The sequence below is a fragment of the Streptomyces sp. NPDC006739 genome, assembly GCF_042869815.1.
GTDB lineage: Bacteria > Actinomycetota > Actinomycetes > Streptomycetales > Streptomycetaceae > Streptomyces.
In genome coordinates, this window is sequence record NZ_JBIAGM010000009.1 from 152,046 (window position 1) to 173,915 (window position 21,870).

At 70.5% G+C, this 21,870-nt stretch carries 19 protein-coding genes and 1 pseudogene; 7 read left to right on the plus strand and 13 right to left on the minus strand.

From position 1 onward, the window contains the following. Window positions 1-16 precede the first annotated feature (16 nt). The 6 genes and pseudogenes from ACFYMM_RS19880 to ACFYMM_RS19905 all read left to right on the plus strand — a co-directional run. Complete coding sequence (locus ACFYMM_RS19880) at window positions 17-817, plus strand: TIGR03084 family metal-binding protein (RefSeq protein ID WP_388388204.1); 801 nt, start codon at window positions 17-19, stop codon at window positions 815-817. Next, window positions 814-2,523, plus strand: coding sequence for an acyclic terpene utilization AtuA family protein (locus tag ACFYMM_RS19885; RefSeq protein ID WP_388388206.1), 1,710 nt, complete (start codon window positions 814-816; stop codon window positions 2,521-2,523). Before ACFYMM_RS19880 ends, ACFYMM_RS19885 begins: the two co-directional genes overlap by 4 nt. Then, entirely contained in the window at window positions 2,520-4,118 is a 1,599-nt protein-coding gene (locus tag ACFYMM_RS19890) for an acyl-CoA carboxylase subunit beta (RefSeq protein ID WP_388388208.1), read from the plus strand. The genes ACFYMM_RS19885 and ACFYMM_RS19890 overlap by 4 nt, the downstream gene beginning before the upstream one ends. An 8-nt stretch (window positions 4,119-4,126) precedes the next feature. Further along, complete coding sequence (locus ACFYMM_RS19895) at window positions 4,127-5,992, plus strand: biotin carboxylase N-terminal domain-containing protein (protein WP_388388210.1); 1,866 nt, start codon at window positions 4,127-4,129, stop codon at window positions 5,990-5,992. Further along, window positions 5,989-7,155, plus strand: a complete 1,167-nt coding sequence (locus ACFYMM_RS19900) for an acyl-CoA dehydrogenase family protein (RefSeq protein ID WP_388388212.1) — start codon at window positions 5,989-5,991, stop codon at window positions 7,153-7,155. Before ACFYMM_RS19895 ends, ACFYMM_RS19900 begins: the two co-directional genes overlap by 4 nt. A gap of 25 nt (window positions 7,156-7,180) precedes the next feature. Beyond that, a pseudogene (locus ACFYMM_RS19905) lies at window positions 7,181-7,858 on the plus strand (AMP-binding protein); the annotation flags it as partial. A gap of 132 nt (window positions 7,859-7,990) precedes the next feature. Here ACFYMM_RS19905 and ACFYMM_RS19910 read toward each other — a convergent pair. The 4 genes from ACFYMM_RS19910 to ACFYMM_RS19925 all read right to left on the minus strand — a co-directional run bounded on the left by ACFYMM_RS19910 (window position 7,991) and on the right by ACFYMM_RS19925 (window position 10,556). Then, entirely contained in the window at window positions 7,991-8,347 is a 357-nt protein-coding gene (locus ACFYMM_RS19910) for an ASCH domain-containing protein (RefSeq protein ID WP_388388214.1), read from the minus strand. Next, a complete protein-coding gene (locus ACFYMM_RS19915) occupies window positions 8,344-9,459 on the minus strand; it encodes a hypothetical protein (RefSeq protein ID WP_388388216.1) in 1,116 nt (371 codons plus the stop codon). The genes ACFYMM_RS19910 and ACFYMM_RS19915 overlap by 4 nt, the downstream gene beginning before the upstream one ends. Window positions 9,460-9,642: 183 nt before the next feature. Then, on the minus strand, window positions 9,643-10,119 hold the full coding sequence (locus ACFYMM_RS19920; protein ID WP_388388218.1) for a hypothetical protein: 477 nt from the start codon (window positions 10,117-10,119) through the stop codon (window positions 9,643-9,645). Then, window positions 10,116-10,556, minus strand: coding sequence for an ATP-binding protein (locus ACFYMM_RS19925; protein WP_388388220.1), 441 nt, complete (start codon window positions 10,554-10,556; stop codon window positions 10,116-10,118). Before ACFYMM_RS19925 ends, ACFYMM_RS19920 begins: the two co-directional genes overlap by 4 nt. Window positions 10,557-10,708: 152 nt before the next feature. On the opposite strand from ACFYMM_RS19925, the gene ACFYMM_RS19930 reads away from it, so the two are divergent. Continuing rightward, window positions 10,709-12,061 (plus strand): transcriptional regulator, encoded by a 1,353-nt coding sequence (locus ACFYMM_RS19930; protein WP_388388222.1) that lies wholly within the window; start codon window positions 10,709-10,711, stop codon window positions 12,059-12,061. Between the two features lie 60 nt (window positions 12,062-12,121). Here the strand turns inward: ACFYMM_RS19930 and ACFYMM_RS19935 are convergent, their stop codons facing one another. The 9 genes from ACFYMM_RS19935 to ACFYMM_RS19975 form a co-directional block, all read right to left on the minus strand. After that, a complete protein-coding gene (locus ACFYMM_RS19935) occupies window positions 12,122-12,466 on the minus strand; it encodes a hypothetical protein (RefSeq protein WP_388388223.1) in 345 nt (114 codons plus the stop codon). After that, on the minus strand, window positions 12,463-12,726 hold the full coding sequence (locus ACFYMM_RS19940) for a hypothetical protein (protein ID WP_388388225.1): 264 nt from the start codon (window positions 12,724-12,726) through the stop codon (window positions 12,463-12,465). The genes ACFYMM_RS19935 and ACFYMM_RS19940 overlap by 4 nt, the downstream gene beginning before the upstream one ends. Before the next feature lie 100 nt (window positions 12,727-12,826). After that, complete coding sequence (locus tag ACFYMM_RS19945) at window positions 12,827-13,597, minus strand: N-acetylmuramoyl-L-alanine amidase (RefSeq protein WP_388388227.1); 771 nt, start codon at window positions 13,595-13,597, stop codon at window positions 12,827-12,829. A 71-nt stretch (window positions 13,598-13,668) separates the two neighbouring features. Then, the gene (locus tag ACFYMM_RS19950) at window positions 13,669-15,396 is read right to left on the minus strand and encodes a hypothetical protein (protein WP_388388229.1); all 1,728 of its coding nucleotides are present in this window, start codon (window positions 15,394-15,396) and stop codon (window positions 13,669-13,671) included. A gap of 1 nt (window position 15,397) precedes the next feature. Beyond that, window positions 15,398-16,219: a hypothetical protein gene (locus ACFYMM_RS19955; protein ID WP_388388231.1), complete on the minus strand. Its 822-nt coding sequence runs from the start codon at window positions 16,217-16,219 to the stop codon at window positions 15,398-15,400. Further along, window positions 16,216-17,334: a hypothetical protein gene (locus tag ACFYMM_RS19960; protein ID WP_388388233.1), complete on the minus strand. Its 1,119-nt coding sequence runs from the start codon at window positions 17,332-17,334 to the stop codon at window positions 16,216-16,218. The genes ACFYMM_RS19955 and ACFYMM_RS19960 overlap by 4 nt, the downstream gene beginning before the upstream one ends. A 339-nt stretch (window positions 17,335-17,673) precedes the next feature. Then, window positions 17,674-18,726 (minus strand): hypothetical protein, encoded by a 1,053-nt coding sequence (locus ACFYMM_RS19965; RefSeq protein ID WP_388388235.1) that lies wholly within the window; start codon window positions 18,724-18,726, stop codon window positions 17,674-17,676. Between the two features lie 13 nt (window positions 18,727-18,739). Beyond that, window positions 18,740-19,645 carry a phage distal tail protein gene (locus ACFYMM_RS19970; protein ID WP_388388237.1) on the minus strand — a complete coding sequence of 302 codons (906 nt, stop codon included), beginning with the start codon at window positions 19,643-19,645 and terminating at the stop codon, window positions 18,740-18,742. After that, window positions 19,621-21,861 carry a phage tail tape measure protein gene (locus ACFYMM_RS19975; protein WP_388388239.1) on the minus strand — a complete coding sequence of 747 codons (2,241 nt, stop codon included), beginning with the start codon at window positions 21,859-21,861 and terminating at the stop codon, window positions 19,621-19,623. The genes ACFYMM_RS19970 and ACFYMM_RS19975 overlap by 25 nt, the downstream gene beginning before the upstream one ends. Window positions 21,862-21,870: the final 9 nt, after the last annotated feature.

Here is a 21,870-nt window from a genome sequence, read left to right on the forward strand (position 1 = left end):
CTGCCATGCTCCCCCCATGTCTGAGCCGACGCCGACGCTCGTCTTCCACGACCTTCGCGCGGAAAGCGCGGAACTCGACCGATTGGTGGCCGAGTTGGACGCGGAGCGCTGGGCGCTCCCGACCCCCGCGCCCCGCTGGACCATCGCCCACCAGATCGCCCATCTGCACTGGACGGACCGCGCCGCCCTGCTCGCCCTGACGGACGGGGACGGTTTCCGCGAGGTGCTGGGGAAGGCGCTCGCGGCGCCGGACTCCTTCGTCGACGAAGCGGCCGAGGAGGGCGCCCGGATCCCGCCCGCCGAGCTGCTGGCCCGGTGGCGGCAGGGGCGGGCCGCGCTCGACGAGGCCCTGCGGACAGCGCCCCAGGGCAGCAGGTTCGCCTGGTTCGGGCCACCCATGTCGGCCGCCTCCATGGCCACCGGGCGCCTCATGGAGACCTGGGCCCACGGCCAGGACGTCGCGGACACCCTGGGTGTGGTCCGCGTACCCACCGGCCGGCTCCGGCATGTGGTGCGCATCGGGGTGCGGGCCAGGGACTTCGCCTTCGGTGTGCGCGGACTGAGCGTTCCGGAGGGGGAGTTCCGCGTCGAGGTGCGCGCGCCCTCCGGTGAGCTGTGGGCCTACGGACCGTCCGACGCCCCCCAGCGCGTCACCGGCCCCGCCCTCGACTTCTGCCTCCTCGTCACCCAGCGCGCGCACCGCGCCGACCTCGCCCTGGCGGCGACCGGCCCCGACGCCGACCGCTGGCTCGACATCGCCCAGGCCTTCGCCGGCCCGCCCGGCACCGGACGCCCGGCCCGGGAGTCCGGCCGGTGACGCCCCCGTCGGACCCCCTGCGCGTCGGCAACTTCTCCGGCTTCTACGGCGACCGCTTCGACGCCCTGCGCGAGATGCTGACCGGCGGCGAGGTGGACGTCCTCACCGGTGACTACCTCGCCGAACTGACCATGCTCATCCTGGGCCGGGACCGTCTGAAGGACCCCTCCGCCGGGTACGCCCGCACCTTCCTGCGCCAGATCGAGGACTGTCTCGGCCTCGTCCGGGAGCGGGGGGTGCGGATCGTCACCAACGCCGGTGGCCTCAACCCGGCCGGCCTCGCCGAAGCCGTACGGAAGCTGGCCGCACGGCTCGGCATCCCGGTCGGGGTCGCCCATGTCGAGGGCGACGACCTCACCGCCGCCCACCCCGGTAGCCTCGCCGCCCACGCCTACCTCGGCGGATCCGGCATCGCCGAGTGCCTGCGGGCCGGGGCCGACATCGTGGTCACCGGGCGGGTGACCGACGCGGCCCTGGTCACCGGGCCCGCCGCCGCCCACTTCGGCTGGCGGCCGGGGGAGTACGACCGGCTCGCGGGCGCCGTCGTGGCCGGGCACGTGCTGGAGTGCGGGGCCCAGGCCACCGGCGGCAACTACGCGTTCTTCCGCGAGGGCGACGTCCGCCGGCCCGGCTTCCCGATCGCCGAGATCCATGCCGACGGCAGCTGTGTCATCACCAAACACCCCGGCACCGGCGGTTTCGTCGACGTGGGCACGGTCACCGCCCAGCTGCTGTACGAGACCGGCGGGGCCCGCTACCCGGGGCCCGATGTCACCGCACGGCTGGACACCGTACGGATCGGCCGGGACGGGCCCGACCGGGTACGGGTCGAGGGCGTGCGCGGCGAGGCCCCGCCCGCGACCCTCAAGGTCGGCCGCAACCGGCTGGGCGGCTTCCGCAACGAGGTCGTCTTCGTCCTCACCGGCCTCGACGTCGAGGCGAAGGCCGCCCTGGTGCGGGAGCAGATGACCGACGCGCTCGCGAAGTCGCCGCCGCGCGAGGTCCGCTGGGAGCTGGTCCGTGGCGACCGGCCCGACGCCGAGACCGAGGAGACCGCCGGCGCGCTGCTGCGGCTCGTCGTACGCGACCCGGACCAGCGGACCGTCGGGCGAGCCCTGAGCGGGGCCGCCGTCGAGCTGGCGCTCGCCAGCTACCCCGGCTTCCATGTGCTGGCCCCACCGGGGGAGGGCGCCCCCTACGGGGTGTTCGAGGACGTCTACGTCCCCCAGGGCGCCGTCGACCACGTGGCGGTCCTCCACGACGGCCGCCGGGTCCCGATCGCGCCGCCCGGGGACACCACCGCCGGGGACACCACCGCCCTGCCCGAGGATCCACCGGAGCCGCCGCTCCCGCCCCCGCTCACGCCGGGCGGCCCCACCCGCCGTGTCCCGCTCGGTCTGGTCGCCGGTGCCCGCAGCGGGGACAAGGGCCCGAACGCCAACGTCGGGGTGTGGGTGCGGTCGGAGCAGGCCTGGCGGTGGCTGGTGCACGAGCTGACCGTCGACCGTTTCCGGGAACTGATCCCCGAGAGCCGCGACCTGCCCGTCACCCGGCACGTGCTGCCCAACCTGTGTGCCCTCAACTTCGTCGTCGAGGGCATCCTCGGCGCGGGCGTCGCCGCCCGGCACCGCTTCGATCCGCAGGCCAAGGCCCTCGGCGAATGGCTGCGCTCCCGCCACCTGGACATTCCGGAGGCCCTCCTGTGACGGTCATCAGCTCCGCCCTGGACCTCGACGGCCCGGACTGCGCGAGCAACCGCGAGGCCATGCTCGGCAAGCTCGCCGACCTCGACGCCGAACACGCCAAGGCGCTGGCCGGCGGCGGGGAGAAGTACGTCGCCCGGCACCGGCAGCGCGGCAAACTCCTCGCCCGCGAGCGCGTCGAGCTGCTGCTCGACCCGGACACGCCGTTCCTCGAGCTGTCCCCGCTGGCCGCCTGGGGCAGCGAGTACGCGGTCGGGGCCTCCCTGGTCACCGGGATCGGGGTCGTCGAGGGTGTCGAGTGTCTGATCACTGCCAACGATCCGACCGTGCGCGGCGGCGCCAGCAACCCGTGGAGCCTGAAGAAGGCCCTCAGGGCCAACGACATCGCGCTCGCCAACCGGCTGCCCTGCATCAGCCTCGTCGAGTCCGGGGGCGCCGACCTGCCCTCCCAGAAGGAGATCTTCATCCCCGGGGGCGCCGTGTTCCGGGACCTGACCCGGCTCTCGGCGGCCGGCGTCCCGACCGTCGCCGTGGTCTTCGGGAACTCCACGGCCGGGGGCGCGTACATCCCCGGCATGTCCGACCACGTGATCATGGTCAAGGAGCGGGCGAAGGTGTTCCTCGGCGGCCCGCCGCTGGTGAGGATGGCCACCGGGGAGGAGAGCGACGACGAGTCCCTGGGCGGCGCGCAGATGCACGCGCGCGTGTCGGGGCTCGCGGACTACTTCGCCGTCGACGAGCGGGACGCGCTGCGGCAGGCCCGGCGCGTGGTCGCCCGCCTCAACCACCGCAAGGCGTACCCCGACCCCGGGCCGGCCGAGCCGCCCAGGTACGACCCCGAGGAACTGCTCGGGATCGTCCCCGGCGACCTGAGGACCCCGTTCGACCCGCGCGAGGTCGTCGCACGGATCGTCGACGCCTCCGACTTCGACGAGTTCAAGCCGCTGTACGGGACGAGCCTCGTGACCGGCTGGGCGGCCCTGCACGGCTACCCGGTCGGCATCCTCGCCAACGCCCGGGGCGTGCTGTTCAGCGAGGAGTCGCAGAAGGCGGCCCAGTTCATCCAGCTCGCCAACCAGCGCGACATCCCGCTGCTCTTCCTGCACAACACCACCGGCTACATGGTCGGCCGGGAGTACGAGCAGGGCGGGATCATCAAGCACGGCGCGATGATGATCAACGCGGTGTCCAACTCGCGGGTCCCGCACCTCTCCGTCCTCATGGGGGCGTCCTACGGCGCCGGGCACTACGGGATGTGCGGGCGCGCCTACGACCCTCGCTTCCTGTTCGCCTGGCCCGGCGCCAAGTCGGCCGTCATGGGCCCGCAGCAGCTCGCCGGCGTGCTGTCGATCGTCGCCCGCCAGTCGGCCGCCGCGAAGGGGCAGCCCTACGACGAGGACGCGGACGCGGCGCTGCGCGCGATGGTGGAGCGGCAGATCGAGTCCGAGTCGCTGCCGATGTTCCTGTCCGGGCGGCTGTACGACGACGGCGTCATCGACCCGCGCGACACCCGCACCGTCCTCGGCCTGTGCCTGTCCGCCATCCACACGGCGCCCTACGAGGGTGCGCGCGGTGGCTTCGGCGTCTTCCGGATGTGAGGGATCACGTGATTTCGACAGTACTGGTCGCGGGCCGGGGCGAGATCGCCTGCCGGATCTTCCGGACCTGCGGCGAGCTGGGGATCCGGACGGTCGCCGTGCACTCGGACGCCGACGAGGACGCCCTGCACGCGCGCGTGGCCGACACGGCGGTACGGCTGCCGGGCGCGGCGCCCGCCGAGACGTATCTGCGCGGCGAACTGGTGGTGAAGGCGGCGGTGGCGGCGGGGGCGGACGCCGTGCACCCCGGGTACGGCTTCCTGTCCGAGAACGCCGGATTCGCGCGCGCCGTCCTGGACGCGGGCCTGGTGTGGATCGGCCCGTCGCCGCAGGCCATCGAGGCCATGGCGTCCAAGACGCGCGCCAAGGAGCTGATGGGCGTCGCGCCCCTCGCCGAGGTCACCGAGGCCGATCTGCCGGTGCTGGTGAAGGCGGCGGCGGGCGGTGGCGGGCGCGGGATGCGGATCGTGCGCCGGATCGAGGAGCTGGACGGCGCGCTGGAGGCGGCGCGGGCCGAGGCCGCGAGCGCCTTCGGGGACGGCGAGGTGTTCGTCGAGCCCTATGTCGAGCGCGGCCGGCACGTCGAGGTGCAGATCCTCGCCGACGCGCACGGCACGGTCTGGCCGCTGGGCACCCGCGACTGCTCGCTCCAGCGCCGCCACCAGAAGGTCGTCGAGGAGGCCCCCGCACCGGGTTTGGAATCCGAACTCATCGATGAGCTGTACGCGATGGCCGTACGCGCCGCGCGCGCCGTCGACTACGTGGGGGCCGGCACCGTCGAGTTCCTCGTCGCCGACGGCACGCCCCACTTCCTGGAGATGAACACCCGCCTCCAGGTGGAACACCCCGTCACCGAGGCCGTGTTCGGCCTCGACCTGGTCGCCGAACAGATCCGGATCGCCGAGGGCCACCCCCTGCCGTCCGGGCCGCCGCCCGCGCGGGGCCACGCGATCGAGGCACGCCTCTACGCCGAGGACCCCGCCTGTGACTGGGCCCCGCAGACCGGCGTCCTGCACCGCCTCGCCGTACCGTCCGGGGTCCGCCTGGACACCGGCTACGCCGACGGCGACTCCATCGGCGTCCACTACGACCCGATGCTCGCCAAGGTGGTCGCCCACGCGCCCACGCGCGCGGAGGCCGTCCGCAGGCTCGCGGGCGCCCTGGAGGCGGCGGCGATCCACGGCCCGGTCACCAACCGCGACCTGCTCGTCCGCTCGCTGCGGCACGAGGAGTTCCAGGCGGCCCGTATGGACACCGGCTTCTACGACCGCCACCTCGCCGACCTGACCACGCCCGCCGGTGACCCGTACGCCCCGCTCGCCGCCGCCCTCGCCGACGCGCACGGCCGCTCCCGGTTCGGCGGCTGGCGCAACCTGCCCTCCCAGCCGCAGACCAAGCGCTACCTGATGGCGGGCGAGGAGCACGAGGTGCACTACCGGCACACCCGGGAGGGCCTCGCGGCCGACGGGGTCCGGGTCGTGCACGCCGACCCGCGCCGGGTCGTCCTCGAAGCGGACGGCCTGCGCCGCACCTTCGAGGTGGCCCGCTACGGCGACCAGGTCCACGTCAACTCCACCTCCCTCACCGCCCTGCCCCGCTTCCCAGCCCCCGCCGTCCAGCACGCCCCCGGCTCACTCCTGGCGCCCATGCCCGGCACGGTCGTCCGCATCGCCGAGCACCTGGCCGAGGGAGCCGCCGTACGCGCCGGGGAGCCCCTGATCTGGCTGGAGGCGATGAAGATGCAGCACCGGATCACCGCACCGGTGACGGGGCTGCTCAGCGCCCTGCACGTCACCCCCGGCCGGCAGGTGGAGCCGGGCACGTTGCTCGCGGTCGTGCAGGAAACCCCTTCCCAGGAGCAAGGAGCCTCATGAGCCCCGTCATCGAGACCGACGAACACAAGGCGCTGAGGGCGGCGGTGTCCGCCCTCGGCAGGCGCTACGGCCGCGACTACATCACCCGCGTCGTCGCCGAGGGAGCCCATCCCGCCGAACTCTGGTCGGAGGCCGCGAAACTCGGCTACCTCGGCGTCAACCTGCCCGAGGAGCACGGCGGCGGAGGAGGCGGCATCACCGAACTCGCCATCGTCCTGGAGGAACTCGGCGCCGCCGGCTCCCCCCTCCTCATGCTCGTCGTCTCCCCGGCCATCTGCGGAACCGTCATCGCCCGCTTCGGCACCGAGGACCAGCGACGGACCTGGCTCCCCGGCATCGCCGACGGCACCCGCACCATGGCCTTCGGCATCACCGAGCCCGACGCCGGCTCCAACTCCCACCGCATCACCACCACCGCCCGCCGCGACCCGGGCAGCGGGGACTGGCTGCTCACCGGACGCAAGGTGTTCGTCTCCGGCGTGGACATGGCGGACGCGGTCCTCGTCGTCGGCCGCACCGAGGACGCCCGCACCGGACGCCTCAAGCCCTGCCTGTTCATCGTCCCGACCGACGCCCCGGGCTTCCGGCGCAGCCCCATCGACATGGAACTCAGCGCCGCCGAGAAGCAGTTCGAGCTGGTCCTGGACGACGTACGGCTGCCCGCCGACGCGCTCGTGGGCGACGAGGACGCGGGCCTGCTGCAGCTCTTCGCGGGACTCAACCCGGAGCGGATCATGACGGCCGCGTTCGCCATCGGCATGGGACGCTACGCCCTGCGCCGCGCCGTCGAGTACGCCCGGGACCGCACCGTGTGGCAGGCCCCGATCGGCGCCCACCAGGCCATCGCCCATCCCCTCGCCCAGGCGCACATCGACCTCGAACTGGCCCGGCTGATGACGCAGAAGGCGGCCCACCTGTACGACGCGGGGGACGACACGGGCGCGGGCGAGGCCGCCAACATGGCCAAGTACGCGGCCGGGGAGGCCTGTGTGCGGGCCGTCGACCAGGCCGTGCACACCCTGGGCGGCAACGGCCTCACGCGCGAGTTCGGCCTCGCCTCCCTGATAACGGCCGCGCGGGTGGCTCGTATCGCCCCGGTGAGCCGGGAGATGATTCTGAACTACGTCTCCCACCAGACCCTGGGCCTGCCCAAGTCGTACTGACCGGCGTCCCGCGCGAGGAGGAACCGTGTTCCGCAGCGAGTACGCAGCCGTCGTGCCCGTAGAACTGCCCATCCACGAGGCCGTGCTGGGCCGGGCGGCCGAGTTCGGCGACCGGCCCGCGCTGATCGACGGCACGGACGGCACCACCCTCACGTACCGGCAGGTGGACCGGTTCCACCGGCGCCTGGCCGCCGCGTTCGCCGACGCGGGCATCACCAAGGGTGACGTCCTCGCCCTGCACAGCCCGAACACCATCGCCTTCCCGACCGCGTTCTACGCCGCCACCCGCGCGGGTGCCACCGTCACCACCGTGCACCCGCTCGCCACACCGGAGGAGTTCGCCAAGCAGCTGCGCGACTGCGCCGCCCGCTGGATCGTCACCGTCGGTCCGCTGCTGGAGGCCGCCCGCCGGGCCGCCGAACTCTCCGGCGGGATACGGGAGATCTTCGTGTGCGACAGTGCCACCGGACACCGCTCGCTGGCCGACCTGCTCGCCTCCACCGCGCCGGAACCGTCCGTCGGCATCGACCCGGCCGAGGACGTCGCCGCGCTGCCGTACTCCTCCGGCACCACCGGCGTCCCCAAGGGCGTGATGCTCACCCACCGGCAGATCGCCACCAACCTCGCCCAGCTGGAACCCGCCGTCCCCACCGGCCCCGGCGACCGCATCCTCGCCGTCCTGCCCTTCTTCCACGACAGTGGCTCTAAATGACAGCAAGGAACATGCAGGTCATGCGGGCAGAGAACGGCCCCGGTACCTCACGGTAGGTACCGGGGCCGTCGTCCGTCCGCCGAGCCGCGCAGCCCCCGAGGGGGAGCAGGAGCGGCGCGGCCGTCAGGGTGCGAGTAGTTCGATCTTGATTGCGAGGGCGCCGAGCGCTTCCTTTTCGGGCGGGTAGATGGTGCGGATGTTGGCGAGCTGTTCCTCGCGGGTTGCCGTGGGGTTGACGTTCGCCGGTCCCTCGCCGTCGAGCAGGGCCTCGAAATCGGGGTACTCGGTGACCTCTCGTACGCGCACGTCGCACGTCTCGTCGGTCCCCTTGATCCGGAATCGGATCACGTCACCCGCGGCGAGGTCGGCGAGGTGCGGGTATTTCACCCGTACTTCGGTCGTCTTCTCGCCGGCGGCGACCAGGTCGAAGTATCGCCGGTAGAGGTTCAGCTCGCGGACGCGAGCGGCGGTGTCCGTCATGGGGCGGGAACGCTCCTAGGTGCTGGTGTGGTCATCATCCGGTTGAGTTCGCCGGCGGAGTACGAGCGGAAGAAGTGTCGGGGGTCGGACAGCACGACCTCGGTCATGTTGAGCAGTCGGTCGACGTACTCGGGTAACGATCCGGGCCAGTCCCGGGTGTCGAGCATCCAAGGGGCGGCGCCGTCGGGCAAGGGTGCGCGCCCTTCCCGAATGAGGGACTTGGACAGCTTGGCTCCGGTGTCGCTGACGATCTGCGGGCAGAAGAGGCGGGCGGGCAGTTGCCCGGGGGTGAGGCCGACGGCTTGTAAGGCGCCGTCGACCAGGTGTGAGCCGAACACCCAGTCGCCGCCCTTGACCATCACGTACAGGGTGCCGTGCGTGCTGGTGACGGCGAGTTCCTTGATCAGGTTCCGGTAGAGCGTGGCGAGGTCGAGGTACCCCTCGCCGGTTGGGTCGATGGTGACCTCGTAGTCGCCGTGGTGCAGGCAGACGGCCGAGACTGTCGCCCGTTCCGCGTCGACGTGCTGGACGTGCGTGCGCTGGGCGTACTTCTCGGCCCACCCGCACCCGGGCCGCGGGCAGGGAACGCGGAGGTGTGCTGTACCGGAGGACGGCGCGAGCCACCATCGGGCGGCGTCCATGCGCGGCAGCACGCGCAGCCACGTACGGCGAAAGTGCTCGCCGGCCTGCTGCTGGCTGTAGGTCTCGACGGAGTACGGGACGCGTAGCCGCTCGGACAGGGCTGCGAACAGGGGGCGGTACAGCGTGTCGACCTGGTCGGCGATGCCCTGTTCGCCGAGGGCGTGCGCGTATGCCCGCTGGTAGCGGTGGCCGGTCTCCTGATCGGTGACGATGGCGTACGGCGCGTTGTCGAGCGCGCCGAACTGGACCTCGGTGGGTACGGCGAACTTGTCCCGGATACGGGCCGCGGTGGCGAACGTGAGGGACTGCACGAGAGAGGTACCGATGTGCGGGGCCCCGTTGATCTGGGTCCCCACGACGAACACGACGCGCTCGGCCGCGGCGGCGATGACTCGGGGCGTGAGGACGTCCTCAGCGTGGCTGAGGGCGTTCGCTAGGACCGTGTTCGGTGATACGGGGTACGTGGTCACCCTGTCTTCCCCTCAATCGATGGGCAGGACTGCGCCGCGGTCGCGGCGGGTGTGCTTTGACCGGGACAGGGCCGAGCGGCGCCGCGGTCGGCGGTGTGCCGACCGCGGCGCCTTGTACGCTCGGCCCTAGCGGGTCGGCCCGGGGTCCAATCCACCTCGGGGCGGCCCGTCCGTCGTGGTTGGTCAGAACCGCCGACGGGCGAACGTGGTCCCCCACATGAGCTGACCGTGGGCGAGACTGGTGCGGATGTGCGCGTCTGTCTCGGCTTGGTCGGCGGCCAGTGCAAGGGGGGCGACAACCAGGCAGATGCGGCACGCAGCCCCCACCGTGACCAGTGCTAACCAGTCCTGCGAGGGCTGAGGGATCGTCATGACGTATTGGTCGTGCCCGTAGTCCAGTGCAACGCGCCCTTGGCTGATCATGAGTTGTGCGCCGATCACAGGCGGGTCCTGATCACCCGGGCCGAGGCGCAGCGCGGTTGCGAGTTGCCACATGCCGCCTTCGACTGTCGCGGTTGTCTCGCCCTGGCGGCGCGGTCCAGGGTGGGTGATGAGCAACTGGGCGAGGGCGAAGTTTCCCCGGCGGTGGATGCCTGTAGCGGCGGCCACGCTGGCGACGAATCCAGGACCGGGGGGACTGTCCAGGCTCGGTGAAGTCATGATGCCTTCACCTCCGCCCACACGGTTTTGCCGAGTGGGGCGTCGTCGACGCCCCACTCAAGGCATAAGGCGTCGAGGATGATCAGGCCGCGCCCACGGTCGCGTTTGCTGGACTCTGGGCGGGGTTGTGGTCGGCGTCTCACAGGGTCTTGTACCTCCACTCTGGTGCGGACGTGGTCGGCGTCGAGCGTGAGCCGCAACGAGTCGCCGGGCTCTGTGCCGTACCGGATCGAGTTGGTGACCATCTCGCACGCCACCAAGACGACCGTTTCGACGTAGTCCTCGGACGCGTCCGGGACGTGATGCCGGATGAACTCGCGCACGAACTCGCGTGCCGCACTGGCTGATTTGGGCTCGCCTTCCAGCAACAGGACGGAGGGCGGGCCCATGGGAGGGGCGCAGCAGGCGGGCGCCGTGTCCCGCCGTCGTTCGATCATGCGTCTCCCCTTACGGGTGGACTGTCGCGGCCCGGTTCGCGGACCGGATGGTTCCTCGAACTAGGCAACACGCGCGGGGAGAACGGGGGTACCGTCGAGGGGGGTGTCGAAGGGTGTCGTTTCCGCTACCCCCCGTCGCAGAAGGGCTGAGGATGAAGGCGCCGAACGACAAGCTCACGCAATGGCTGGACCGGTCGAAGATGAGCCGCGGGGAGTTGGCGCGGCGCGTGAAATCCAAGGCGATCCAGTGGAAACAGCCGCAGATTTCACCTGATGTGACGCGTGTTCGGTGCTGGCTCCAAGGTGAAAAGCCGCGCGCCCCTCTGCCCGACATCATCGCCGCTGTGTTTTCGGATCACTTCGGATTCCGGGTCACGACCTACGATCTTGGGTTCGGCGACACAGGGTCGGCCGATGCTGCGCTCATGTACAACTCCTCTTACGCGGCTACGGTGGAAGTCGTCGCAGACCTGGGGAGAGCTGACGTGGACCGACGAAAGTTCCTTGCAGCCGCGCCGTTTGCGGCCGTCGCGGGGGTCGGGCCCTCGCGGGACTGGCTGTTGAACACGCTCGATCAGGAACCCGAACCGGGCCCGCGGGTACGCCTTGAGGACGTAACCGCGGTGAAGAACATGTTCACGACCTTTCAGCGCATGGACATCTTCCAGGGCGGAGGGTCGGGCCGGCTGGTGCTGGCCGACTACATGAACGCCCATGTCTACCCGCTGTTGCGTCGCGCCCACAGTGAAGACGTGCGCCGCGCGCTGTGCGAGGCGGCGGCGGAACAGACGTACCTACTCGGCTGGATGGCCTACGACAACGGCGAACACAGCATCGCGCAGCGCTACTTGATCCAGTCGCTACGCCTTGCCGAGGAGTCGCGGAATCCGGCCCTTGGCGCGCATGTACTCGCGGGGATGGCCGATCAAGCAACGCTGCTCGGGGACCCAAGCGAGGGGCGGCGTCTGGCACAGGCGGGCCGTCAAGGGCTGGCGAGGGCCACGTCGGCGGCGTGCCTGGCTGACCTGTGGTGCCTTGAAGCGCGGGCGCTCGCGCTGCTCGGCGAGAAGTCGGCGGCTGCGCATGCCGTCGTGCAGTCGGAACGGGCGTACGAGCGGGTCGACCTCGACCAGGAACCGGACTGGGCGGCGTTCATCGATCCGGCCTATCTGCATGGGGAGCACGCGAACACCTTCCGCGACCTGGGCGAGGCTGAGGCGGCGGAGGAACACGCCCGCCGGTCCATCGGTCACGCGCAGATGCAGAAGCGGGCCCGCCGGGGCGCGATGTCGCAAGCTGCGCTTGCCGTGTCTCATCTGCAACGACGTGATCTTGAGGCCGCGTACTCCGCGGGTATTCGGACGCTCAAGCTGTCGGGACAGGTGAAGTCGTCGCGCGCGGTCGAGGCGGTGCAAGACCTACAGAAGCGCATGCAGCCGTTCGGCCGGCATCGGCTCGTCGCCGACTTCAACGAACGGGCCCGCGATCTGGTCGCCGCAGCGTAGGCGGCGGAACGGCAGAACGCCCCCCGCAACGGCCGGAGTTGGCCGTGCGGGGGGCGTTGCTCATGAGTGGGTGGCGAACGTCCAGAGGGACAGGGCGAGGCCGACCAGGGCGACCAGGGCGGCCACGGACGGGAGCGGCCAGCGGGCTTGTTCGAGGGCGTCGAGCCGTGCGTCGTTGCGCTTCTGGCGCTCGGTTTCGCCGCGCTCGACGGTGTCGAGGCGGCCGTCGTGGTTGTCGATGCGACGGGTGTGTTCCTTGATCGCTTCGTCGGTCTGGTCGTGGCGCTGAACAAGCAGGGCGAGGGCGCCGTCGGTGCGGGTGAACCCGACCTCGATCGTCCTCCGGATGCGTTCGAGTTCCAGCGCGACCGCGGCCGGATCGGACGGCGAGGGCTGGGTCGTCACGGCGCGGTGGGCTCCTCGGCGTCGTCGACCAGGCCGAGACCGAACCGGTCGAGCAGGGCCTCGACGACGGGCGAGGCCATGGCGCGAGCGATGACGCCGGCGACCGCGGCGGCCGTGGCGGCGGCGCCGACCAGCCACGGAGCGGCGACGGCGAGGTCGCCGGAATCGGCGACGACCGCGGCGAGCGCGGGCACGACCGCGACAACGGCGGCGAACGTCTGGAGCGCGGTACGGACGGCGCGCGTGTTCTTCGACTGCATGGGGGGGGCTCCTGTTCATGTGGGGCCCGCCCCGCGGCGCGGTGCCGACGGGGCGGGCGGGGTGCGATGTTTTGCCACGGCGGCCGGGCCGCGGCGGGGCCTACTTGTCGTAGGCGAGGCGGTGCAGGGCGGCCCACCCCTTCGGACCGATGGCGGGGTCGTAGCTCTTGCCCGCGGCGCGGTACGTCGGGTGCGCGTCGTGGAACTTGGCGACGGCGGCCTGAGTCTGCGGGCCGTAGTTGTCGGCCTCCGCGACCGACTTCGCCAGGAATCCGGCGGCCTTCAACGCGCGCTGAAGCGGCTTCGCGCTCGGCTTGGCCTTGTTCGGGGCGAGGCCGGCCGGGAACTCGGGCGGCGTGTACGCGGCCGGCTCGCCGGCGAGCTTCTTCGCGCGGGCGACGATCTCGGCGAGCTGGGCGACGATCCGCGAGCCGGGGCACGACGTGTGACCACCCCACGCGCTACCGCCCATCGCGTGATACCCGAGACCCTTGCCCGACGGGGAGTTCGTCACCTGGAGCGGTACGCCGTACTTCTCGTGCGCCCACGCCAGTACCTCGGCGACGCGGTCGAGCTGGGCGTCGGTGAGCGTGTCGCCCCCCTGCCCTTCGTTCTCGACGGACAGCCACGCCGTGTTACCGCCGGCCTGCGCCCATGCGCGGTCGGCCGTGTCGACCCACTGGCGGAGTCGGCCGGTCTTGCTGGTGCCGAAGTGGCTGGACGCTCGGGCCTTGCTGTTGCGGAACCATGAGTCGGTGCCCTCGAACGTGCCGGCCATGATGTGGACGACGACGCCCCGCACCTCGGCCTGTCCGTTGTCGGTGTAGTTGACGGCGATCGGGCGCCACTCGGCGCCGGGCATACGTGCCATGGGGAATCTCCAGACATGAAAAAACGCCCGGCGCGGTGTGCGCGGGCGTGTGGTGGAAGGGGGGCGGCGATCTACGCGAGGCCGACCCAAAAGCGGTTTGCGCCGTTCTCCATCGAGGTCACGGTGATCGTGGCGGGGGCGGCGGCGACGCCGGTCGAGTAGACGCCGAAGCGGCGAACCATGGTGTAACCGAACTGGTTGGGCGGGGCGCCGGCGCCACTCTCCGCGGCGAGCAACATGGGCCCGTCCTGCGTGGTCGTGTTGTAGACCATGCGCCACACCACGTAATAGATGCCGGCCGCGGCGGAGTAGGCGGCCGTGAGCGGGCTCGATATGGTGCCGCCCCCGGCGTCGTGCTCCTCCGGCGGCTCGTAGGTCGCGGTGGACATGTCGCCGGTCGCGGCAACGCGGGTTCCGGCGCTGTTGTAGAGGGCGGCCCACGATCCCGTTTGCAGGCCGCCGGCGTATCCGGTGGCGAACCACACGATTCGGTTGATCGTCGTCGTCTGGCGCAGGATGACGGCCGTTACCCGCATCGGTCCCGACCCCGGATAGAGGCCGGTCGATACGGCGAGGGCGGGGTCGAATGCCCATGCGGCGAGGCCGTGGTCGGCGGGCGACCACTCGCCGGCGAACGCTGCGGCGTCCACGTAGCTTTTCCGGGCGAGGTGGTTCGCGGTGGTCGGGGCGACGCTGCTCGACGGTACGGCGCTGAACGTCTTTGCTCCGCTGATCGTCTGCGCGGTGCTGAGGGTGACGGCCGTACCGGCGGCTTCGGCTCCGACGTCGGCCGCGGCGAGCACAACGTCGCCGGTCTTGGTGTTGACGGAGGTAACCGGCGCGGTGCCTCCTCCGGTGCCGACGGTGAATACGGTTCCGTCAGACTGCCGTACTTTCAGCGCGCCACCCTCGGCCCACATGAGCGCGCCGGCGGGGTTGGCCGTGGGCGGCGTGGTGGCGTTGGCGAACGCGAGGATGCCGCCGGTGCCTCCGCCGAACGTGGCGCCCGTGCCCCCGACTCGCACGTCGGCGAACGTAGCGGCCGTGTTGCTGATGAGCTCGGCGTTCTTGTTGACGGCGGTGTACTTCGACTGTGTCGCGTCCGACGCCTTGAATACGTCGGCTTGGGTGCCGGCGTAGACAACGTGCAACGTGCCGTCCATGCGGCTGTATCCGCCGTTGTTGGCGACGGCTCCGACGTCGGCGGCGGCGAGCACGACGGCGGCCTGAGACTTGCCGTTGACGGACTGGACAACGCCCGGTGCGCCGGTCGGTCCCTGGGTGCCCTGCGGTCCCTGCGGGCCGGTCGCTCCCGTGGCGCCGGTCGCTCCTGTGGCGCCCTGCGCCCCGCGCGGACCGACCAGGGACGCGAGCCACTGCGCGACCGTGCCGACGAACCCCTGTTTCACGGCGACCTCGTACGCGGAGTCGCCGCGTACGGCAACGTAGGTCGGGGTCGTCGGGTCGGTCGGCGCGATGTCGGCGAGGTCGACGGCGGGCGTCGCGGCGGGCAAGAGGATCTGATAGACGCGGTTGACGGCGACGCCGGCGAGCTGTTCGGCGACCTGGTACGACCAGTCGCTCGGGTTCATGCCGGGGGCGTCGGTGGCCGGTAGCTCGACCTCGAACGCGCCCGTGGCGTCGAGGGGGACAACGACCGGTCCACCGAGGATCACGTCGTACGCGCCGAACGTGATCAGGGACGGGGCGCGGAAACTGATCTGCCCGGACAGGGGGCGGCCGTCGGGGAACAGGAAACGGCCGGTCACCAGGACTGTGGGGATTCCCTCGGGCAGCACGTCACACCTCCTCGTCGGGCGGGGCGCTGATGCCGGCGGCGGCGGCGCGGGCCGCGGTACGTACAGGCACGGCGGGCGCCTCGTCGGCGGTGAACGTGTTCCGGGTGTAGGCGCGGTACAGGCGGGTCTCGACGTTCTGCCCGCTGGTCTTGGCGCGGTGGCTGACGTCCCACACGACGGTTTGCAGCAGCTCGACGCGGTCGAGGGGGACCTCGATCGTGCGCTGTGTCCATGTGTTCGCGGCGACGTCGTACTCGGCGAGCGTCCGCGCGGTGTCGCCGGACGGGGTGGCCGTGACCTTGACCTGTCCGCCACCGGTTCCGGCGTACGTGAACACGACGATGACGGCGACGGCGTTGTGTGCCGGGCTGGCGCCCCACCATGCGGTGTCGTAAGCGGTGCCGGTGTAGGACTGGCGCGCGGTCGGGTACAGGCCAATGGGCATCCACGGGCGACCGAGGAACCGCTCGCTGAACGCGTCATCCATCAGGATCACGTTCCGGTCGCCGGTGTCCCGGTTCCATATCCGGATCATTTGGCCGGCGCCAGAATCGTTGTTCTCGTCTCCGACGGTAAGGGCGGCCGTGCCATCGGTGGGGCGGGCGATGCCGACGGCCCAGTCTCCTTGAGAGGTCTCGCCGGTCATGAAGATCGTGTTGCCGTTCGGGGCCTCTGCGATCAGCCGGCCACCCTCGCCGATCCGTACGTCGCCGTTGAGAATCTGGTTAAGGGCGGGGCGCATTTGTGCCCGGCCGCGGAGCTGCCGCACCTCGCGTTCGAGGGCCGACAGTCGGTCTAGTACGTCCTGGGGGACGTAGGTCACTGGGGCACCTCCAAGTACAGCTTGGCCGTCTCGGGGCGGCCTCGCTCGGGTGGGTTGATGGACAGGCCGACGACGCGGTACAGGGCGTCGAGCGCGGTCGGGTGCCATAGATCGCGGATGCGGAGGCGGATCGTTGCGCCGAGCAGGGCGGGCGTGATGTTCCCGCCGAGCAACACCTCGACCTCGGGTATCTGCACGGGATTGCGGGCGGCCGTCCAGTCGGCTCGGGCGTGGCCGTCGAGGGTGGCCTGTACCTCGACGGTGGTGTAATCGCTCGATCCGTCGAGGCGGGGCCAACCGGCGGCGATATCGGCGTCGTCGACCAGCACGGGCGAGGTGAGCGGGTAGGACTCGACGGCCTGGTTCCTGTTCACGGACGCGCCGCGGGACTGCCACGCATTGGCTTTGGCCGTGGCGTCAACGGGCCATGTGTAGGTGAGGACCGGTCCGGGGTGGTCGAGCACGATCTCGGACGCGCCCGCGCGGATGATGGGGTGTCCGAGTTGCAGCCGCTTGACCCTGCGGCCGTCGGTGTCCCGGAACGACGCGATGCGCCATTCGAACCCGTTCTCGGCCGCGGCGAGGTCGTCGAGCAGGTCGCCGATGCTGTGCAGGTCGTAACGCAGGTACTCGCGGTCGCGCTGTACGCCGGATATGTCGGTGTCGTAGGTGATCTCGATGTTCCCGCCGGGGGTGTTCTGTACGTAGTCGACCAGGCCGCGGGCAATGTCGAGTTGGTCGACCTGCTCGGCGGTCTGCGTGTCGAACAACAGCCGGCGGTACAGGTAGGACTCCCACCCGCCGGCCTGGATCTGCGCGCCGAGAGACCCGCGGGAATCGGAGGCGAGGGCGAGCGTCCACAGGATGCCGCCCCACCAGATCTCGCGCCCCCGCTCGACCCACACGGCTGTTCGGCCCGGCACGATCGCCCGGCGGGCCCGCTCGGCAATGGCGCGGTTGGGAATCGGCACGGTGCCTGTCAACCGGCCGGTCTTGCCGATGTAGTCGTCGAGGGCGACGCCCTGCACGGGCAGGGCGTCGAGCAGTTGGTCGGAGCGCAGATCGCACAGTAGGAGGCGGTACGGCGCCGGAGGGGAAAGGATCGGCACGGACATTTCTCTTTCCGTCCAATTGGACTGGGTGGGTTGGCCATTTGGACTGGAACTGGTCGGTCTCTGAGCTGTTAGAGGTACGGTCCGGGCGAATGCCCATTCCGAGCAGTGGAGCACGAGAAATGCGTAACTCAACGGCTGTTTGCTTGCTGGCGGTTGGCCTCGTGGTGGTCTCGGCTGCCCTGATCGCGGTTGTCGTCGCGTGGGGGCTGTGGTCGACAGGAGCGAGCTGGCCTGAAGTTCTTCAACGAGGTGGAATCACGTTCGTGGGGAGCGTGGGTGTGTGTGCCGCCTTGGCGGCTCTGTACCGCGCGATAGGGGGCGGCAATGGTCAGTAAACGTCTACGGCACCAACTCGACCGTCAGCTGTCCGTCTTGCACGAACACATCCGAGGCGCTGCCAGCGTTGCTGCTGATGTTCCACCCCGGAATGAGGGTCACCTGTCCGCCGGGGGTGAGGCCGTCGCGGTAGACGCGCCGCGAGGCGATCACACGGCTTGCCTGCCCTGACAGGCCGTTCAACGCGCCGTGCGCCTCGGTGTAGGCGCCGGTCGCCCGCCACGTCATCCACGCGGTTGAGGCCGAGGTCGAGCGGTTGCATACCTGCCCGCTGATGGTGACGAACACGGCCCCGGACGGGGGCACGGTGAAGGCGATACGCGGCCACGCTGCGGCGGTGAAGTCGACGTACGCGCCGGTCGTGTTGAGCGGCGCGGCCGTGACCTGCTTCGTGCTGAGGGGCCGGGTCGGCGTCGGTGGGTATGCCTGCCACGCGCCGGCCACGGCGTTCCAGCGGTCCAGTCCGCTGCCGTTGTCGCGGTACTGGCCGTTGTAGGCGCCGGCGAAGTTGGTTCCGTACCCCTGGGGGATGATTCCGCCGTAACTGGTGGTGAAGCGGCGCCGGTCGGCGAGGGCGCTCGACCAGTTGATACCGCCCACGCCCGCGGAGGCGCCCGCGGGAACGGTCACGTCCCACAGGCGCAGACAGGCCGCGGGCAGGGTCGGGGCGACGGGGGGTGAGGCCGGATTGCCGATGAACACCTCGATACGGGCGAGGTTCTGCCCGTTGGTGTCGAACAGTTGGTCGTACACGCGCAGCGCCACCGTGTCCACGCGGGCGAACTGTGCGTTTCCGTCGGTGAAGGTGACGACCTCGGGCGCGTCGAGGGCGATCGGATAGGCGCCCTGGGCGTCGGTGCCCTGGACCAGGGCGCGACCGACGCCGATCTGTAGGGACATCGCGCCCGCGCCCGTGGCGGCGAACGGGTTCCCGCCGGCGATCACGCCGTCGCGGGTGCGTATCTCCGACTCGGGCGCGAACGTGCCCGTGGGCGAGAGGCGGGTGTCTTCTCGGGTCTGCGTGAGGGGCAGCAGCCATGCGGAACGCACGGACACAGGCGGGGTCTCCTTACCAGTAGGCCGAGCGATAGCGCACGGTCGCCGTCGCGGTCGGCGAACTGCCGGGCGCGGCGCGGAAGATGAGGGATGCGGTGCCGGGGGCGAGCGTGAACGTCTGCTCGGGCACTGAGCGCGAGGTCGCGGTGTAGATCCGCGAGGCGGTGCCGTTGAGGACGACCGTCCCGGCGAGGGTGTCGACGCTGAGCACGTCGCCGGCCGCGAGGGGGAGGTCGTACTCGATCACGTCGCCCGTGGTGAGGTTCGTCAAGGCGGGCAGGGTCATCGGGCCCCGGAACTCCACGACCGGGTGTGTCTCGGCGTCGCCGGCATTCAGCGTCGACAGGGCGCCCGTACTGCCCGGAGTGCCGAACGCCAGGGGCCACGCGAGCGGCCACGACAGGCCCGGTTCGGACATGGGCAGGGTTGCCGACACGCTGCGCTCGGTCAGTTCGTAGCGGCGCGGGTCGGTGGCTTGGAACTCCAGCGCTGCGCCCGTGATGGTGCCGAGCCGGTATCCGGGGCCGGCGGGGACGGCGCGGCGGGTGGCGCGGGCGTACGCGAGCAGGGGCCCGCGCTCGTCGAGCCATGCGACGAACGGGCGCTCGTCCTCGACTGGCACCGTGCCGGCGTTGAGGGTGGCGACGGTGGCGCCGATCGTCGCCCGCGGGGCCCGGACGACCATGCCGTCGAGGGTGATCGTGCGGGCCTGCGCGAGCAGCCGGCCCGGGAACGCGCCGTGCGCGTCCGCGCGCGCCACGGTCCCGGAGTCGAGGGCGGGAAGGTCTTCCCATCCGGTGATGGAGCGCCACCGGTAGGGGGTGCCGGGGCCGAGCAGTAGGTCGCCGTACTGCACGTGCCCCGGCCGGGTGACCTGGTCTCCTGCCGCCACGGTCACCCCCTTGCCTTCGCGAGCCATGCGAGGGCCTTCGCGTTGTCGTCGGGGGTGCCGTTCTCGGCGGCGTGCCAGTGCTCGACGTGGACAGTCGCGCCCGATGACGCATACGGCGAGCCGTAGGCGCCGACGGTGGCGCCGGCGAACTGGGGGACGGCGGGCGGGGTGACCAGGTTGGACATGACGCGGTCGAGGGCGCCCTGTCCGGCCCGGATGCCCTTGACGACGCCCGCGGGAATCCAGCGGCCCACGCTGCGAGCCATGACGCGGCTCGGGCTGTGAATGCCGAGTGCCTTTGCAATCGGGCCCGGAATCAGGTCCTTTGCCCAACTGATCAACGTGGATTTGAGCCAGGAACCCATGGACCGGATGCCGTTCCACAGGCCGCGCACGACGTCGGTTCCCTTGCCGTACAACAACTGTTTGAGGGACCCGATGCCGTTAGAGATCCGCTGGGGCAGGCCGCGGACCCACGTCACCATTTCGCCGGCCTTGTTGACCGTGGCGGTTTTGATGTTCTGCCAATGGCTGATGATCAGGCCGAGAAGAGTCCATCGAAGGAATGCGTTATACAGCATTCCGGGAATTCCCTTGACCCAATTTACAACGGCGTTCCATCCGGCTATGGCGCCTGATCTGATGGTCGACCAGTGCTTGATCAGGAGGCCGATAAGTGTGAAGTTCAGGAACGCGTTAACCGCGGCATCCTTGGCCCACACGATTTTATCGACGAACCAGTCCCAAAGGGCTAGCGTCCATTTCTTGATGTCGTCCCAATAGGCGATGATCAGGACGACCAGGGCGGCTATCGCGAGGCCGACCCATCCGATCGGACCCATGGCGACGATCCACGCTTGCGCCATCTGTGCGCCCGCAATGAGCGACTGAATGCCGAGCGCGGTAATCACTGGAATGACAACTGCGGCGATGATCGCGGCGAGGGCTGTAAAAACCCCTGAGTGCTCGCTCACGAATGAGAACAGCGAGGTAAGGACAGGCAGGACGGTGTTACCGATGAACTCGGTAAGCGTCTGCATGGCGCCCCGCTTGAACGCCTCGATCTTGACGCCGGCGTTGTCCCGCAGGCTGTCGCCCATCTTCCCGGCGGCGCCCCCGACCTGCCCCAACGTGTCGACGGCCTTGGACGGGTCCAGCGCGTACAGCGCTGCCTGCATGTCCTCGGACTTGGTCTTGAAAAGCGCCACGGCTAGGGCGTTGCGTTCGGCAGGGTCCTTGATCTGCCGCATAGAGTCAAAGATCTTGTCCAGTGCGGCCGATGCCTTCGGGCCACCCTCTGTAAAGGCGGCCTGCATTTCCTTGCCATTCAGGCCGATGGACGCGAAAGCCTTGTCGACTTCCGGCCCGCCACCCTGCACGGTAAGCAGGAACTCTTTCAGGGAATCCGCGACGACGTCGGTATCCCTCGCGCCGGCCTTGAGACCCTGCGACATAAGGCCCGTGGCCGTAGTCGCGTCAAGTCCGATGTTCCGGAAAATCGTCGAATACTCGTTGAAAGTGTCGGCGATATCGTCGGCCCGCGGGCCCATGTTTTGCAGACCCTTGGTCAGTACGTCAAGGGCCTCCGTGCCGTTCTTCGCAAGTCCAGTCTTGAGCATCTGCCCGACCGCATTCGCGGTCTGGCCGAGATCCAGTTCGAACGTTGACGCAAGGTCGCTGACCTTCGTTGCGATGCTCTGAATCTGCGCATTGGTCGCGTCCGGCGGTGCGATACCCGCGCGCATGGTCGCCGATATCGCGTCGGCCGCACCCTGGAAATCCTCGGTGACGGCGTCGGCGTACATGGCGCCGGCTATCTCGCCGTACTTCTTGGCCTCCGCCGGCGTCGCGCCGAGCTGGGCGCCGAGTTTGCCGGTGATCTGCCCCTGTTCGAGGGCCTGGCCAAAGCCAGTCATGAGCAGGGCGCCCGCGGCTACGCCGATACCGGCGAGGCCGACTTTCAGGCTGTCCGACAGGCGTTCCCGGAGACTTCCGCCCGTCGCCTCGCCGATGTCGGCGCCGGCCTGGGCGAACTGCCCGCGGGCGTTCCTGATCCGGCCGTCGGCGCCCTGGGTGAGTCCGTCGCCGAGCGCGGTCCCGGCCTGGCGGCCGGCGCGGTCGGCGTCCGATGCGATGGTCGTCCCGGCCGCGCGTACGGCCTGCTCGGCGCGGGAGAGTCCGGCATCGACGCCGGACTCGTCAACGGTGATCGTGGCGAGCAGTTCGCCCACGGTCAACGCCACGGCCTCACC

Bases quoted from the DNA above. Each gene is read 5' to 3' on its own strand.
- ACFYMM_RS19960 (WP_388388233.1), bottom strand. From the start codon at position 17,334: ATGTCCGTGCCGATCCTTTCCCCTCCGGCGCCGTACCGCCTCCTACTG.
- ACFYMM_RS19945 (WP_388388227.1), bottom strand. From the start codon at position 13,597: ATGGCACGTATGCCCGGCGCCGAGTGGCGCCCGATCGCCGTCAACTAC.
- ACFYMM_RS19940 (WP_388388225.1), bottom strand. From the start codon at position 12,726: ATGCAGTCGAAGAACACGCGCGCCGTCCGTACCGCGCTCCAGACGTTC.
- ACFYMM_RS19910 (WP_388388214.1), bottom strand. From the start codon at position 8,347: ATGACGGACACCGCCGCTCGCGTCCGCGAGCTGAACCTCTACCGGCGA.
- ACFYMM_RS19925 (WP_388388220.1), bottom strand. From the start codon at position 10,556: ATGATCGAACGACGGCGGGACACGGCGCCCGCCTGCTGCGCCCCTCCC.
- ACFYMM_RS19900 (WP_388388212.1), top strand. From the start codon at position 5,989: ATGAGCCCCGTCATCGAGACCGACGAACACAAGGCGCTGAGGGCGGCG.
- ACFYMM_RS19930 (WP_388388222.1), top strand. From the start codon at position 10,709: ATGAAGGCGCCGAACGACAAGCTCACGCAATGGCTGGACCGGTCGAAG.
- ACFYMM_RS19880 (WP_388388204.1), top strand. From the start codon at position 17: ATGTCTGAGCCGACGCCGACGCTCGTCTTCCACGACCTTCGCGCGGAA.
- ACFYMM_RS19920 (WP_388388218.1), bottom strand. From the start codon at position 10,119: ATGACTTCACCGAGCCTGGACAGTCCCCCCGGTCCTGGATTCGTCGCC.
- ACFYMM_RS19970 (WP_388388237.1), bottom strand. From the start codon at position 19,645: ATGGCTCGCGAAGGCAAGGGGGTGACCGTGGCGGCAGGAGACCAGGTC.